16 protein-coding genes, 1 tRNA gene and 1 pseudogene are annotated in these 15,534 nt (G+C 42.5%); 14 read left to right on the top strand and 4 right to left on the bottom strand.

What is annotated here, in order from left to right; genetic code table 11:
- The first annotated feature begins 117 nt into the window (after positions 1-117).
- The gene (locus tag A5878_RS11115; RefSeq protein WP_086295591.1) at positions 118-630 is read left to right on the top strand and encodes a GyrI-like domain-containing protein; all 513 of its coding nucleotides are present in this window, start codon (positions 118-120) and stop codon (positions 628-630) included.
- Positions 631-683: 53 nt separating this feature from the next.
- On the opposite strand, the gene A5878_RS11110 is transcribed toward A5878_RS11115, so the two are convergent.
- The 3 genes from A5878_RS11110 to A5878_RS11105 all read right to left on the bottom strand — a co-directional run bounded on the left by A5878_RS11110 (position 684) and on the right by A5878_RS11105 (position 2,986).
- On the bottom strand, positions 684-2,018 hold the full coding sequence (locus A5878_RS11110; RefSeq protein WP_086295589.1) for a serine hydrolase: 1,335 nt from the start codon (positions 2,016-2,018) through the stop codon (positions 684-686).
- Positions 2,019-2,262: 244 nt separating this feature from the next.
- Positions 2,263-2,427, bottom strand: a complete 165-nt coding sequence (locus A5878_RS17520; RefSeq protein WP_179190643.1) for a hypothetical protein — start codon at positions 2,425-2,427, stop codon at positions 2,263-2,265.
- Between the two features lie 214 nt (positions 2,428-2,641).
- Positions 2,642-2,986 carry a DUF4828 domain-containing protein gene (locus A5878_RS11105; protein WP_005229462.1) on the bottom strand — a complete coding sequence of 115 codons (345 nt, stop codon included), beginning with the start codon at positions 2,984-2,986 and terminating at the stop codon, positions 2,642-2,644.
- Positions 2,987-3,169: 183 nt separating this feature from the next.
- On the opposite strand from A5878_RS11105, the gene sfsA reads away from it, so the two are divergent.
- The 11 genes from sfsA (at position 3,170) to eis (ending at position 13,502) form a co-directional block, all read left to right on the top strand.
- On the top strand, positions 3,170-3,895 hold the full coding sequence (gene sfsA, locus A5878_RS11100) for a DNA/RNA nuclease SfsA (RefSeq protein ID WP_086295587.1): 726 nt from the start codon (positions 3,170-3,172) through the stop codon (positions 3,893-3,895).
- Positions 3,896-3,913: 18 nt separating this feature from the next.
- A complete protein-coding gene (locus A5878_RS11095) occupies positions 3,914-4,915 on the top strand; it encodes a Gfo/Idh/MocA family protein (RefSeq protein ID WP_086295585.1) in 1,002 nt (333 codons plus the stop codon).
- 14 nt (positions 4,916-4,929) lie between these two features.
- Positions 4,930-6,204, top strand: coding sequence for a DEAD/DEAH box helicase (locus A5878_RS11090; protein ID WP_086295583.1), 1,275 nt, complete (start codon positions 4,930-4,932; stop codon positions 6,202-6,204).
- A gap of 66 nt (positions 6,205-6,270) precedes the next feature.
- On the top strand, positions 6,271-8,985 hold the full coding sequence (locus A5878_RS11085; protein ID WP_010749333.1) for a sigma 54-interacting transcriptional regulator: 2,715 nt from the start codon (positions 6,271-6,273) through the stop codon (positions 8,983-8,985).
- Positions 8,986-9,119: 134 nt separating this feature from the next.
- Entirely contained in the window at positions 9,120-9,437 is a 318-nt protein-coding gene (locus tag A5878_RS11080; RefSeq protein ID WP_005229471.1) for a PTS sugar transporter subunit IIB, read from the top strand.
- Positions 9,438-9,474: 37 nt separating this feature from the next.
- The gene (locus tag A5878_RS11075) at positions 9,475-9,792 is read left to right on the top strand and encodes a PTS lactose/cellobiose transporter subunit IIA (protein WP_005229473.1); all 318 of its coding nucleotides are present in this window, start codon (positions 9,475-9,477) and stop codon (positions 9,790-9,792) included.
- Between the two features lie 81 nt (positions 9,793-9,873).
- Positions 9,874-11,310 carry a PTS sugar transporter subunit IIC gene (locus A5878_RS11070; protein WP_010749334.1) on the top strand — a complete coding sequence of 479 codons (1,437 nt, stop codon included), beginning with the start codon at positions 9,874-9,876 and terminating at the stop codon, positions 11,308-11,310.
- 87 nt (positions 11,311-11,397) lie between these two features.
- A complete protein-coding gene (locus A5878_RS11065) occupies positions 11,398-11,619 on the top strand; it encodes a hypothetical protein (RefSeq protein WP_010749335.1) in 222 nt (73 codons plus the stop codon).
- Positions 11,620-11,661: 42 nt separating this feature from the next.
- Positions 11,662-11,847 carry a DUF3188 domain-containing protein gene (locus A5878_RS11060; protein ID WP_010749336.1) on the top strand — a complete coding sequence of 62 codons (186 nt, stop codon included), beginning with the start codon at positions 11,662-11,664 and terminating at the stop codon, positions 11,845-11,847.
- Positions 11,847-12,260, top strand: coding sequence for a DUF3284 domain-containing protein (locus A5878_RS11055; RefSeq protein ID WP_086295581.1), 414 nt, complete (start codon positions 11,847-11,849; stop codon positions 12,258-12,260). The genes A5878_RS11060 and A5878_RS11055 overlap by 1 nt, the downstream gene beginning before the upstream one ends.
- A gap of 60 nt (positions 12,261-12,320) precedes the next feature.
- Positions 12,321-13,502, top strand: a complete 1,182-nt coding sequence (eis, locus tag A5878_RS11050; RefSeq protein WP_086295579.1) for an enhanced intracellular survival protein Eis — start codon at positions 12,321-12,323, stop codon at positions 13,500-13,502.
- 76 nt (positions 13,503-13,578) lie between these two features.
- On the opposite strand, the gene A5878_RS11045 is transcribed toward eis, so the two are convergent.
- Positions 13,579-13,650: transfer RNA gene (locus A5878_RS11045), tRNA-Arg, on the bottom strand.
- A gap of 69 nt (positions 13,651-13,719) precedes the next feature.
- On the opposite strand from A5878_RS11045, the pseudogene A5878_RS11040 reads away from it, so the two are divergent.
- Positions 13,720-14,650: pseudogene (locus tag A5878_RS11040) on the top strand (haloacid dehalogenase-like hydrolase).
- A 96-nt stretch (positions 14,651-14,746) separates the two neighbouring features.
- Positions 14,747-15,442 (top strand): ThuA domain-containing protein, encoded by a 696-nt coding sequence (locus A5878_RS11035; protein WP_086295577.1) that lies wholly within the window; start codon positions 14,747-14,749, stop codon positions 15,440-15,442.
- The last annotated feature ends 92 nt before the right edge of the window (positions 15,443-15,534 follow it).

The raw sequence follows: 15,534 nt of genomic DNA, 5'->3' as shown, positions 1-15,534 counted from the left end.
ACTCCTTTAACGATACACTTAGTATACCGAAAAATGACAGAAATTGCTTGTTGCTAAGGTCAAAGTTGCTGAATTTCTTGCAATTCGCTAAAATGAAGGAAAGAAGGAGGAAGGAACATGCAATTAGGTGAAGTGATTCGCGTCGAACGACCCGCTTTTTATGTGATTGGAAAAGAGGGCAAGGGGTTAGCAGAAGAAGGTGCTTCTTGGGTACCAGCGCTCTGGGAACTTGCAACAAAGGATTTTGAAGAGATCGAATTTCTCGTAAGTGATCAAAAGGCAGAAGAACTGGAATTTTGGGGCTTGATGAGTGATGGCACCAATTGGTTAGAGCCTTGGCAAGAAACCGGTCGCTACTTGGCAGGCGTTCAAGTCCAGACAGAAAATTATCCTCCTGTCGGTTGGGTCCGGTGGGAAATGCCCGCAATGACCTATCTCGTTGTAAAAACGGATGAAAAAAACTTAACGATGATGACTGAAAAAATGCTGATGGAAGTTTTACCAGAAAACAACGTCCAATTGTCTGCAGCCATCCAAGAAAGGTATCTTCCTCATTTTAAGGAAGGGGAAGTTGAATTGTTTTTCCCTGTGGAGCCATTGGCAACAGCAACGGTGGAAACGATAGAATAAAAAAAATCTGTCCGAGAAGCAGTCTTTGCTTCGGACAGATTTTTTCGTTTAGGTTAAAAAAGATTACTGAAAAAGTTGGACACGCCGCGCCAAGCACGAACAAAAATGTTGGCTTTTTCCACCGTTTGTGTTGTGATCAATCCTGCAGTCTCGTCATGATCGGAATCATCAATATAACCAAGCGTATCAGCTGGAATCGAAGCACTTACGGTACCGACTTCTGTGCCCTCAGCCAATGGCGCTTGCAGGGCAGAATCACGATAATGCTCATTAAAGTCAATAGTTGTTTCAAAGGCTGTGGCATCCATGTCTTCACGTACCCATAAGGTCAAGCCTTGATTTAAGGCAACGGGCACACTCAATTCTTTCCCATCTTTGACTGCAACCGTCTGGGTATCTTCTAATTGCGCATTTTCTGGTAAAATCTCTACTTGTTCCCAAGCATCAAACGAGTAATCCATCAAACGGCCTGTTTCAATAAAACGAACACTTGGATTTTCTGCATGACCATTGACGTTTAGCACCACGGTGATGATTCGTTGGCCATCTTTGACGGCAGTTCCGACAAAACAGGCACCTGCCATATCTGTCGTACCAGTCTTCAGACCGTCAACACCATCTTTCGTATTCGTAAAACCTGGAAGCATCCAGTTCCAATTGACCATCTCGACAGGCGAATAGGAACCTTCACCAAATTGTTTGGTGGAAAGGCTGGTTACTTCTAAAACGTCTGGAAAGTCTTGCAGCAAATGACGGGCAATCAATGCCACATCTTTTGCGGATAGTTCGTTTTCATCAGTGGAAGTTGATCCTGGGTAAATATTTTCCCCTAGATAAGCATTGTTTAAGCCAGAAGCATTGACGATTTTTGCATCGGTAATGCCCCATGATTGCACTTTTTCTTGCATTTGATCAACAAAGGCACTTTCAGACCCAGCAATCAGCTCCGCCAGCGCGACGATTGCTGCATTTGCAGATTGGATATAACTGGCATCATACAAATCTTTTACTGTATAGGTAACGTCTTGATGCAAAGGGACATTCGATAAGTTTGGCGACACGCTGAGATTTGCGGCATAATCGGAAATCGGCACAGGATCATCCCAAGCGATCGTTCCTTGTTCTACTTGCTCAGCGACAAGGTAGAGGCTGATGATCTTGGTGATGGAGGCAATACCCATGGCTGTCTCGCCGTCTTGATCATACAACACTTTCCCTGTGTCAAAATCAATGGAGTAGGCGGCTTTGGCGTCAATCGAAAAATCTTGGATCTCTTCGATGCTCATTGCTGTATCATCAGCATATGAAACGAGGGGGATGCCGACAGCAGCAAAGAGGATTGCCAAAGCAGCAACGAAGGAATACCCGAACTTGGTTATTTTCTGCATATATGTAGTAGCTCCTTTAAAGTTGTATCTAAGCAAAAATTTTAACAAAGAGTATCCACCGTTGCAATACTCTAAGAGAAAACTTAGCATTTAATTGCGAGAAGACCGCTCAAAGGGGGAATGGGCGGTGTTAAACCATTTCAAACTAAAAGGCGTATGGGCAACAGACCGCAAAAAAACTTGCCTTCCTATTTAATAAAGAAGACAAGTTTTTCAGAATTGACATCGGGTCAAACGATTTCACTTAGCGACGATTGGAATGGATTCTCGGGTTTTGGTTTTGGGCACTGACGGGAACTTTCACTGCTCTCGTTTCTTGTTGCATGGCCAATTTTGCTAAAAAGAATGTCCCAGCTAGTAACGCAGCTAAAGCAAAGATGGAAAAGAGTGAAATAAAGGTCGTTAACATAAAAATCCCTTCTTTCTGTTTAAAATAAATGTGGAAGGTAGGAATCGAACCTACACCTTAATCTATGAACGATCAAACATCACTCAACGGAACACCTTGTTCAACCACTTGTTAAGTTAATGATAGCATGGATTGCCAGGAAATGCTGATAAAAAGTCTGAGAATTGACCGAAGAAAATGTGAAGAAAACATGAACCCGATCTTCTCACGTCCCTTACGTGATTTTTGTCAAAGAATAGTGGCAATCTTCTGCTTCATCATATAAAGTAATAACGGAGCCTTTTTGTTCCAGAACTAAATGATAGCCAAATGTGTCCAGTAACACTAATCGCGTCGGAGTCAGTTCAACAATGGAAACAGGCAACGGTTTGCCTTCGATGGTCAATGAATAATCATTGGCAATTTCTAAAATGATATCTTCTTTTGTCTTTGAAGTAAAACGCCAATTTCCAATGAAATTTTGGCGGTTTTCATTTTTTTGTTTTTCCTTTCGCAACAGTAAGGAGCTGACCACGCCCGTTGCTAGAGATAAACCAATCAATAGAGACCTTTTCTTCATTTATACACGTCCTATCACTTACGATTCATCTAGTTGTACCTTGTGAACAAGATGCCCGCTTCTGCACACTAGAAAATAATTGCCATAAGTATACCATGAGAAGGTAAAAAAGCATGGTACTTTAGTTTGAAGTTTAGAAGTTTTTATCAAAATATGCTATGATTCAAAAGAGCAGGTGAGAAAATGAATTATCCGAATACCCTCTTAGCCACGTTTCTCGTTCGCGACAACCGATTCATTGCCCGATGTCTAGTCGATGGGCAAGAAGTGATCGTCCATGTGAAAAATACTGGACGAGGAAAAGAACTATTGCACAAAGGGGCACTCGTGACCCTCCAATATTGGGACAATCCGAAACGTAAAACCAATTACGATTTGATCTCAGTCAAGAAAGAAGACCAATGGATCAATATTGATAGTCAAGTACCCAATCGGTTAGGCTACGAAGGCCTTTTGGATGGCACGATCCAGTTGCCAAATATCAAAGGGAAAATTGCCCTCTTACGGCGTGAAGTCGTCTATGGGATGTCTAAGTTTGATCTTTATTTTGAAACAGACGAACAAGAAAAAGGGTTTATAGAAATTAAAGGGATGACACTTGAAAACAAGCAAATCGGCGCTTTCCCAGATGCGCCAACGATTCGCGGCTTGAAACACGTCAATGAATTGATCCATGCCAAAGAAGTAGGCTATTATGCGGCGGTTTTGTTCATGATCCAATTTGAAGTGGTGCAAAGCGCCACGATCCATCGACAGATGCAGCCGGATCTGGCCGATAAGATCGCTGAAGCGCAAAGCAAAGGTGTCGAAGTGTTTGCTTATAATTGCCAGGTAAACCAAGGGATGATCGCGGTCAAAGAACCGATCCCTTTTGATTTGAACGTCGAATTTGACGACCCCAATCTATAGAAGAAAGAAGGAAAACACATGATTCATTTAGGGATTATCGGCACAAATTGGATCACCGATCAATTTGTACAAGCAGCCCACGAAACCAAACGGTATCAATTGGTAGCCGTATACTCAAGGAAATTAGCCACAGCGCAACGCTTTGGGGAAACATACGGGGACATCGAATATGCGACCGATTTGGCCACTTTTTTTGGCTTAGCTCATATGGACACGGTCTATATCGCTTCTCCGAACAGTTTGCACTTTGAACAAGCCAAGCAAGGTATTCTGGCAGGAAAAAATGTCATTGTGGAAAAGCCAGCCTTTTCAACGCCTGAGGAAATGGCGGAGATCATTGACCTAGCAAACCAACAACAGGTTTTATTCTTTGAAGCAGCTCGCAACATTCATGAAGCGAGTTTTTCAACCGTAGCCGAATTCTTACCGACACGCGGTGCCATTCTTGGGGCGAACTTTTCTTATATGAAATACTCGTCTCGTTATGACGCTGTACTAGCTGGGGAGGAACCAAATATCTTTTCTCCACATTTTTCTGGCGGAGCTTTAGCCGACTTGGGTGTGTATCCAGTATATGCGGCGGTCGCTTGGTTTGGTAAACCGCAGGACGTTCATTATTTTGCCCGTAAATTACCGACCGGTGTAGATGGTATCGGGACTGCTGTGCTACGCTATGCTGATTTTGATGTCACGATCCAAACAGGCAAAATCGCTGACTCAGAGTTACGATCAGAAATTTATTTTGAAGACGGGACATTAGATTTGAATGCCGTCAATGCTATTGAAGAAGCAGCATTTTATGAACGCCAAACAAAACAAACGCATCCATTAGCAGTCGCTGCTTTAGACAATCCGATGATCGAAGAAGCGCAAGACTTTGCAGACATCATTGAAAACAAAGATGATCCGAAACAAGGACAACGCTATGAGGAATGGGTGGAACTTGCCCGCAGTGTCAATGAAACCGTCTCTTTGATGCGTAAGCAGGCCGACATCATTTTTGATGCAGATAAAAAATAAGGAATGGAACATTTATGACAGTATTTGAATTGACACAATTGCCAGACGTCTGGCAGGAAAAATGGCAAGCGGCTGGGTATCACGCACCGTCCTTGATCCAAGAAAAAACCTTTGGTCCTTTAAAAGACGGCGCGTCTGTCATAGGAATCTCACCGACCGGTTCAGGTAAAACGTTGGCGTATCTCTTGCCATTGTTAACGAAGGTTGAAAAAAAGCAAGGCAATCAGCTGTTGATTTTGACTTCTTCACAAGAATTAGCGATGCAAGTCACAGAAGTAGCACGGGAATGGGCCCAAGCCATTGGTTTGACCGTTCTGCCACTAATTGGCGGCGCAAGTACAAAACGCCAAGTGGAAAAACTAAAAGACAAACCCGAGGTCTTGATCGGTACCCCAGGCCGTGTGTTAGAGTTGATCAAAGCCAAAAAAATCAAGACCCAGCAGCTGCAATCGTTGGTATTGGATGAGGTTGACCAATTATTGAAAGAGGGTGCCTTCACCCTGGCAGCCAAGATCAATCAAACATTACCAAAACAAATCCAGCGTAGTTTCTTTTCAGCAACCGCGAACGAAGTGATCGATGAGATTCGACCATTCGTGTCAAAAGAGCCGCTGATCATTGATGTTACCCAAGAAGATCAGAGCAAAGGCGTCATCCATCATTACTATTTGAACTATCCGCAACGACGAATCGTGGATGCTTTAAGACGCTTTGCTCATTTAGCAAACTTTCAAGCCTTGGTTTTCTTCAATGAATTAAGCACTATGGGGAATGCGGAAGAAAAGCTATTGTTTCATGGCTTGCCGGTGGCATCTCTGGCATCTGATCAAAACAAACTTGCACGAAAAGGTGCATTAGAGAGCTTTCGTCAAGGAAAACTAGTGGAACTATTGACGACCGATGTCGCCTCTCGCGGCTTAGATGTCGTGGATCTGCCTTACGTGATCAATACAGAAGTCCCTTTAGAAAAAGAATCCTATTTACACCGGGCAGGACGCGTTGGGAGAATGGGCAAAGAAGGAACCGTCGTCACGATCGTTCAAGACCATTCCTTGAAGGATTTGAAAAAAATCGCGAATCAGTTGTCCATTGAACTCAAGGAAGTCTATCTGCATGGGGGACAGTTACACACAGAAGCTCCTGTTGTCGAAAAAGAAAGCAAGAAAGAAACGAAAACAGCAAGTGTGCAGAAAATTTCCAAGAAAACGCCTGAAAAATTACACACTCCTGTCAAAAAGAGCAAGAAAAAGACGAAAAAGCAAAAAGACAAAGGAAAAAGACGCCATTGAGCGTCTTTTTGTGTTACCATTAACGTTGTTTATTATTAGTGTGTAAAAAAATGAGGAGGCTATCGAATGAATTCGCGAAAAGAAGAGATTTTTCAAACGATCGAACTGCATAAGCAAGGGTTGACCGCAGTTGATGTCGCTAAAATCTTACAAATCGATCGCAGCAATGCAAGCCGTTATCTCAGTGAGCTTTATAAAGAAAAGAAAATCGGCAAACGTTCCGGCCGTCCGGTTGTTTATGAGCCTTTAGAAGAAACGGTCCATGTGGATGTTTCCTCTGAAGTGAGTTTTGAAAGTCTGGTTGGAGTCCAAGCTTCCTTGAAAGTAAGTATCCAGCAAGCCAAAGCGGCGATCTTATATCCACCTAGAGGACTCCATACCATTATTTTTGGTGAGACAGGCACGGGTAAATCCTTATTTGCCGAATGTATGTACCATTTTGCGGTTGAATCAAATATGTTAGAAAAAGATGCCCCATTCGTATCCTTTAACTGTGCGGATTATGCACAAAATCCGCAATTGTTGTTTGGTCACATCTTTGGCATCAAAAAAGGCGCCTACACAGGTGCTGCAGAAGATAGTCCAGGACTTATGGCAAAAGCCGATGGCGGCATCCTGTTCTTAGATGAGATCCATCGACTGCCGCCAGAAGGCCAAGAAATGCTCTTTACCTTCATTGATAAAGGGATCTACCGTCCTTTAGGGGAAAGTAATCAAGTTCATGAAGCCGCCGTGCAGATCATCGGTGCCACCACGGAATCATCAGAAACCTTTTTAACGACCTTCAATCGGCGAATTCCCATGGCTATTACTTTGCCAAATGTGGAAAGTCGTTCCTTAGATGAACGGTATGAAATCATTTCGTTGTTTATCAAGCAAGAGGCGACCCGTCTGAATCAACGAATCGATGTCGAACGAGATGCGATATTGGCCTTTATGCTCTATGATGCAGAAGGCAACATTGGTCAAATCAAGCGCGACCTTAAACTCGTTTGTGCCAAAGCATTTTTGCATTATCGAACCTATGGAAAAAAACACTTGCTGATTCGAAAAGGCGACTGCTCCTTGCAAGTTCAAAAAGGCTTGCTGAAGATCAAAGAAATGTCGGAACGCTTGGATCGGTTTTTGGATGGCAAAGGCGACTTTCTAAGTTTTGAACCTGGCGACCCAGATGTCGTCTGGTCTCGTGATCCACAACGGAATATGCAAGTGTATAACGAGATCGAAGAAAAAGTCAGCTCGCTGATTGAAACGGGCGTAGCCAATGTCGATCTGGAAAATTTGATCTCTAAAGATGTCGATGCGTACTTTGAAAAGTATGTCGAAGAATTGATTCAAAATCCCGTTCATAAAGAACTGATTCCAGAAGACATTTGGAAACTGACAAATGTTCTTTATGATCTAGCTGGGCAAAGATTGTCTCGAACCTATAGTGAAAAAGCCCGCTTTGCCTTTGCACTGCATCTGCAAAGTACACTGGAACGTGTCAAGGAAGGACATATGATCGTTCACCCAGATTTGAATACAGTCAGAAAAAACTTGAAATCCGAGTTCCAGGTGGCAATGGATCTATCGACCATTATCGAAGAAGAACGCCATGTCGAGATCCCCTTCGATGAGATCGGCTTTATCAGTATGTTTTTAGCGATTCAAGTCAAACAACCCTCGCAACTGCCCCTTGAAAAAGTCGAGATCATTGTCTTGATGCACGGCAAGGCGACTGCCAGCAGTATGTTGGAAACGGCACAAGAGCTGCTAGAAACCGACCATGGCAAAGCGATGAATATGTCTTTAGATATGGAAGTTGGTCAAATGTATGAGCAGCTATTGAACTATGTCACTGACAATAAGGAAAAGATGAGCAACGGCTTATTGCTTTTAACTGATATGGGTTCCCTCAATTCATTTGCGAATTTGATTTCTGAAGAGACCGGGATTCGTACGAAAGCCATCTCGATGGTCAGTACGATGATCGTCTTAGAGGCTTTGCGAATGGCGGAAAGTGGCCGAAGTTTAGAAGACATTTATCAAAACATTCAGCGTTCTTTTGAAACCATCGTGCAAGAACAGTTCCGCACAGTTCGCGAAGCGAAGGGGAATAAAAAAGCAGTCATCGTCACTTGCTTTACTGGAGAAGGTGTCGCTGCCAAACTTTATCAACGAATTTATCCCGTCGTCGATCAATCAAAAGTCGAGATCATCCAAATGCAATTTATTGAAAAAGAAACCTTCAAGAAACATATTGATGGCTTGCTAGAAGAATATGAGATCAAAGCCATTGCGGGCACCGTCGAGATCGATTATCAAAATATCCCGTTCTTTTCCGCCTATGATGTCTTTGATGACAATCGGTTGAATGTGCTGAAGCGGATCGTTTCAGATGAAGTGCCGATCGAAAAAATCGTACGTTCATTAGAAAATACTTTAACGCATGTGGGGTCCGTCTATCATCTGATCGAAAGTCTACAACGAATCGTTCATCAAATTCAAAATCAATTGCATGTGATTGTGGAACCTACCGTTGATGCGGGCTTAGTGATTCATTTAGCCTTTCTAGTGGAAAGTTTATTGAAGAAGGAACATTCTCGTACCTTCCCCAATTTGGCGGCCTTCCAAAAACGCTATCGTATCGAAACAGATGTGTTACGAACTCATTTATTGCAGATAGAGAAAAACTATCAAATCAAAATCTCTGAAGATGAGATCGCCTATTTAACACAAATGTTCTTAGAAAATGAAATAAAAAGTTATGATGAATCCGCACACAATATTAGTGTGTAATGAAAAATCCGTGAGTGTGCAAAAGAAAAATTGGTTCAGACCATTGATATATAAAGGTCTGGACTTATTTTTTTTTGGCACGCTTTTTGCTTTATAGTAAAGTGTAACTTACAACAGAAAGGAGCGGATACGCGATGGCGAAAAAAACGATTATGCTTGTTTGTTCAGCAGGAATGAGTACCAGTCTATTGGTGACGAAAATGCAAAAAGCAGCCGAAGCAAAAGGAATGGAAGCAGATATCTTTGCTGTTTCAGCTTCAGAAGCCGACCAACATTTGGAGTCGAAACCAGTCGATGTTCTATTATTAGGACCACAAGTACGATTCATGAAATCACAATTTGAACAAAAACTAGCACCAAAAGGCATTCCTTTGGACGTGATCAACATGGCAGACTATGGCATGATGAACGGCGAAAAAGTATTGCAACAAGCAGAAACATTAATGAACTAAGATTTTTAGGATCGAAGTGTAAGGAGGATTTTTAAAGATGGATGAGCAAAATTTGGAAGCCATTATGGGATTGATCATGTATGGTGGTAATGCAAAAAGTGACGCAATGGAAGCAATCGCGGCAGCAAAAGAAGGGGACTTCGAATTAGCTGACCAAAAAATCAAAGATGCTGAAGCATCTCTTGTGGAAGCGCATCATTCGCAAACAGGATTATTGACACAAGAAGCGCAAGGCAATCATATGACCGTGACATTGTTGACAGTGCATTCACAAGATCACCTAATGACGTCAATCGCATTTACCGATTTAGCGAAAGAAATCATTGATGTCTATCGACGTCTAAATAACGAATAATCTTTGAACGGATAGAAGTAGTTATTGTCGATGAATCAAAAAATCTTCTTTGACGAATAGAACTTATAGGAGGAATTAAGAATGGATGGATTAACAAGTTGGATGGAGAAGTACATTCTCCCTGTAGCTGCAAAAATTGGAGCCCAGAAGCACTTAGTTGCATTACGTGATGCCTTTATTGGAACAATGCCCGCTACTATGGCTGGTTCGATCGCAGTAATGATCAACGCGATCATTCGTGACTTACCACCGCAATTCTGGCCGAGTTATGATGCCAGTACCATTCCAGTTATTCGTGAAATTATTAGTATCAATGGCTTCGTATGGAATGGTACATTGGCTGTTGCTGGTTTAGTATTTGCCTTTTCTTGGGGATATAATCTGGCTCGTGCTTATCGAGTGAATGATCTCGCAGGTGGGATCGTTGGGGTAGCGACATTGATTCAAGGGATTGCTTTTTCATACAGCACTTCTGTGGCGACAGCTGTTCCAACAGCTTTGATGGATGAAATCAATGCTGGGTCAGCAACTTCCGGATGGTCTGCAACAGCAGATGCAATTACAGCAGGTGGATGGGGTTGGTTGAAACTCGATCATCTAAACGGAAACGCTTATTTTACCGTAATGATCATGGGGGCTATTTCAGTTATTATTTTCTGTAAATTGATGTTAGCTGATATCACTATCAAAATGCCTGATTCAGTACCGCCAGCAGTATCGAAAGCGTTCGCTGCGATTTTGCCAGCAACAATCGCCTTATATGTCATTGCTATTATTAACTTTATTGTCGGTAAACTAACTGATGGACAATTAATTATTGATCTTGTCCAAAAATATATTGCAGAACCATTCCTGGGCTTGTCTCAAGGACTTGGCGCAGTATTGATCGTAACTGTTTTTGTTCAAATTTTCTGGTTCTTCGGAATCCATGGTCCAAACGTACTGGCTCCAGTTTTAGAAGGTATCTGGGGACAAGCGCAGTTGATCAATATCGATATCTTCCAAAAAGGATATGAAGGACAAACTGGGACAAACGCGGTTCTTGCCGCAATCGAAGACGGCAAGGCATATATGTGGGTACGCGGATCCTTTGACTCATTTGCTTGGTTTGGCGGTTCAGGCGGTACAATTGTATTGCTGATTGCTATTTTGATCCTATCAAAACGTGCGGATTATCTAACTGTTGCAAAATTGTCAATCGGACCTGGTGTATTCAATATCAATGAACCGGTAATGTTCGGTCTGCCAATCGTATTGAATGCGATCATGTTTATTCCGTTCATTATTGCTCCGCTAGTAGCCACTTCAATCGGCTGGTTAGCAACGTACTTTGGTTTAGTAGCACCTGTTTCACAACAAGTAACGTGGGTCGTTCCACCAATGTTGCTATCATTCTTGGCAACAGGAGCTGACTGGCGTGCCCCAATCGTAACGTTGGTATGTATGGTCGTTACATTCTTCATTTGGGCGCCATTCGTTATTTCAGCAAATAAAATTGATCCAAAACTAGGCGAATAGACCTGTAGATTGTGAGGAACTGCTATGGCTTCGCTTGAAGTAAAGCAGCTCCTCCTTTTATTATTGATTATTTAGGAGGAAAAGAATATGATTTCAATAGCAAGTGCAATGCAGCAAGATGCCATCAAAGAATTACTTGAAGGATATAACGAAGATGGAATTTCTTTTACATTCAAAGAAAAACAAGGGATTAAACTTATTTTTACTACCACAGCTTCCGATTCAGAAGCGGCGGCAAAAAAAGCAAAAGAATTGATCAAAGCACAGCCTTGGGGTTCTGTTTTATACTTTCAAGCTGTTGGTGTTTGAGTAGGTTCTCTATGGATCAACGAATAGATAGGATGATTGAAAATGATAAAAAACGGCTTGTTTATATGTAGTATCGGTCTACTCGTAGTCCTATACAGTATGAATCCAAGTAATCAGCAGTTAGATATATTCAGTTTTACAACAGGTATTTTCTTGCTTATTTCTGGCAGTCTTTTGTTCATGAAAGGAAAGAAGAAAGCCGAAGAGTCAGATAGGAGGAAGTCTTAATGAGAATTGAAAAAGATTTATCGATTCCAGCAAATGACTTTTACGATCAAATTATGGATTCTGTTATCTTTGACGTACGAAAAGCAACTGGAAAAACACTTTCTAGAAAGCAACTGGCAGGATTTCAATATGTAAAGGAATTTTCTACTACGAGTCGTGCGAAGATAGAGATCGAAGAAATCATTGAAAATCAAGTTTATCAATTCAAAACAGAAACGACGAAAAATGAATTTGTCGCTCGCTATGAAGTAGCGCCGCTTGATGAAAAGAGCAGTAAAGTCATTTATACGGAAACCATGAAATCACATGGCTTCATGCAGCAATTGAATGACATGCTCTTAGGCACCATTCTAGGATATTTCAAACGCAAGCAATTTAAAAAAATGTTGAGTATGATGGAAGAAGCATATTAAGGGGTCGACTGACGCCTTTTTTGCGTTTCTTGCGTGTTTTCAAGTAGAGGAGATGAAGGAATGACAGATGTCAAAAAAATGACCGAATTCGGTTCGCAAGAAGTACTGGAATTGGTTTCTTATGCCTTTCAGTGGGAGTTGAATGAAACAAATATCAAGCGCTATCGCAAGCTTGCGGAGAATTCATGGAATTATGGTTCCTACGACGAGGACGGAAAACTAGCGAGCCAAATCATGGCAACGATTTTTGATGTGAACTTTCATGGAACGAGTTATCCGATGGCAGGGATCGGTTTTGTGGCTTCGTATCCAGAGTATCGCAGCCAAGGTCGGATCGATCAGATCATGAAACAAATCATTAAGGATTGCTATGAACAAAAAATCGTTCTTTCCTATCTGGCACCTTTCTCCTTTGCGTTTTATCGCAGATATGGGTATGAATATACCTTTGAACGCACCGTTTATGAAGTCGATGCGCATCAATGGCCCGATGGCAAGAAAGTGAATGGAACGATTCAACGCATGAATTGGGAGGAAGCACAGCCGATCATTCACGAGATTTATCATCAATTGCCGCGCCATCAAAAGGGCGGACTGATTCGCCAACCCTGGTGGGAAGAAATCAAGTTTGTTTTGCGCAGACCGTATACGTTTGCGATTTATCGCAATGAAGCGGGCGTTCCTGAAGGGTACTTGATCTACTTTATTGAAGGAGGACGCTTTGATATTCAAGAGTGGGGCTATTTGACCGCTGACGCGTATCAAGGATTCAATCGGTTTATCGTTTCCCATGCAGATTCAGTAGCGCAGATCCATTATCGACCAGGGTTTGATGGGGAAGTCCTGCAAGTAAATGCAGCCAAACCATTGGCTCACTACCAAGTGCGCCCGGACATGATGGCACGAGTCGTCGATGTGGAAGGGTTTCTAAAAAGCTATCCATTTACGTTGAAAAAAGCTGGTCGTTTTGCCATAGAAATTCAAGGGGACGAATATGCCCCATGGAATAATGGGTGTTATGAAGTGACGATCGAAAACGCTCAGCATCATGTCACGAAAACGACCGCCACCCAGCTGCCAAAAGCAACCTTGTCGATTCAGCGTTTTGTGCAACTGTTCTTGCAGGCGCAATCCCTTGATTCCTTGGTCTTTTTCCAGCAAATGGAAACGGAGAAGGAAGCTGCAGTGATGATTCAGGAAAACTTACCAGACGGAAAGCCGATTCTGGAAGATTATTTCTAAGCAAATCGAGGCAGAGGTATTTGCTTTCCAACAAAAAAAGATTCCTTAAAAATAAGGAATCTTTTTCTTCAAAAAACGTTCCCTGCCGGAATCGAACCAGCAACTAATCCTTAGGAGGGACTTGTTATATCCATTTAACTAAGGGAACACAATAGCTATATTTTACCTGTTATTCGTGTTTCCCGCAAGATGAGAAGGAAAAGAAAGGAAGAAAAACATGGTCAAACGATTGATAAGTGCAAACTATAGTGAAATCAAAGAAATGTCGGCGCAAGAATTGAAACAATCCATTAAAGCGAGCGAAGGACGAGTGATAATCTGTGAAACGGTGGTTCAAACCATGCCGCAAGCTGGCGACATCACCAACGCAGAAGTCGCCAGCTTTTGGGGCTGACTTGATTTTGTTGAATGGCTTTGATTGTTATCGTCCAGCTATTTTTGGGATGCCTGGTATCACATTGGAGCAGCAGCTTGATCCTACACAGCCCATTGAAAATCCGATTCCTCAACTAAAACAACTGATTGGACGACCTGTCGGCATCAATCTTGAGCCGATCCCAGCTACGACGGAAATGATGAGTGAAAAGATCAGCATCAGTCAAGGCCGAACAAGTTCGGTTGACACCATCAAAAAAGCCCAAGAACTCGGGGTGGACTTTCTCTGCTTTACAGGCAATCCTGGAACGGGTGTGACCAACCGAGAAATCGCTAAAGCAGTAAAATTGGCAAAAGAACATTTCTCTGGGTTGATCATCGCTGGAAAAATGCACAGTGCCGGATCAGATGAACCTGTGGTTGATCGAGAAGCCATCATTTCTTACGCTGAAGCTGGGGCAGATATTTTGTTACTGCCTTCCGTGGGCTCGATTCAAGGCTTTCTAGAAAAGGATCTGATCGAAGCTGTTCAAATTGCCAAACAATATGACTTATTGACGATGTCAGCGATCGGAACGAGTCAAGAAAGCGCGCGTCCAGAAACGTTGCGGCAATTAGCCATTATCAACAAAACTTGTGGGGTCGATCTGCAGCATATCGGTGATGCTGGCTATGGCGGCATGGCACCGACCGAAAATATTTTCGAAACATCAGTTGCAATTAGAGGCATGCGCCATACGATCAATCGTGTCGGGCGTTCAATCAATCGTTAAATCAGAAAAAATTACTAGCGAAGGACAACGAAGAATCGTTCTGCTTCGCTTTTTGCGTTTTTTTCGCTAAGTTAGAAAGAAAGGAGGGAACACAAAATGAAACAAGCATTGATCATTTACGGAGGTTGGGAAGGACACGCCCCAAAAGAGACCAGTCAGTTTTACCAAACGCTACTGGAGTCAGAAGGATATCAGGTGACACTCGCCTCAGATTTTGAACCTCTCTATCATAAAGAAGAATTAAAAAGGCTGGATCTGTTGATCATGAATTGGACGCGAGGAGAATTGCCTGATGAGCCGCTGCAAAATGTCACTCAGGCTGTAGCAGAAGGGTTAGGATTAGCAGGCGTTCATGGCGGCTTTGCCTCGGCTTTTCAAGCCAGTAAAGGCTGGTTGTTTTTGACTGGCGGCTGTTTTTTGGCACATCCTGGTGGATTGGAAACGACCTATAGCATCGATCTTACGACAAATCACTATATTACGGCAAATACTCAATCGATCCCTCAGTTGACAACGGAGCAATACTATTGCCTAGTTGATCCAGCCGTCACTGTGTTAGCTACCTCAACATTTGCCGCCAACGATCATCCGAATGCAGCTAACGAGGAAGTCATTCTACCGATGATGTGGGTCAAAAAATGGGGCAAGGGCCGAGTTTTCTTCCAATCTGTTGGACACAGTCTAAAAGAGCTGAAAGAGCCCACCATTCAGACTTGGACCAAACGAGGCTTTCTATGGGCCACCAGAAATACCTTGACAGATCCGTTGAAGAATAGTCGGTATAGTGAGTAATCAGAAAAACGAATGAGGAAATAAACGCGTGCAATCGTTTTACTTTATGGAAGAAAATAAGCATGGTACACTTTATTTGTATTTGATTAAGC

Source organism: Enterococcus sp. 3G6_DIV0642 (assembly GCF_002140635.1).
Lineage (GTDB): Bacteria > Bacillota > Bacilli > Lactobacillales > Enterococcaceae > Enterococcus_D > Enterococcus_D casseliflavus.
Note: the sequence above shows the minus strand (reverse complement) of the source record. Positions and strands in the feature narration are given on the sequence as shown.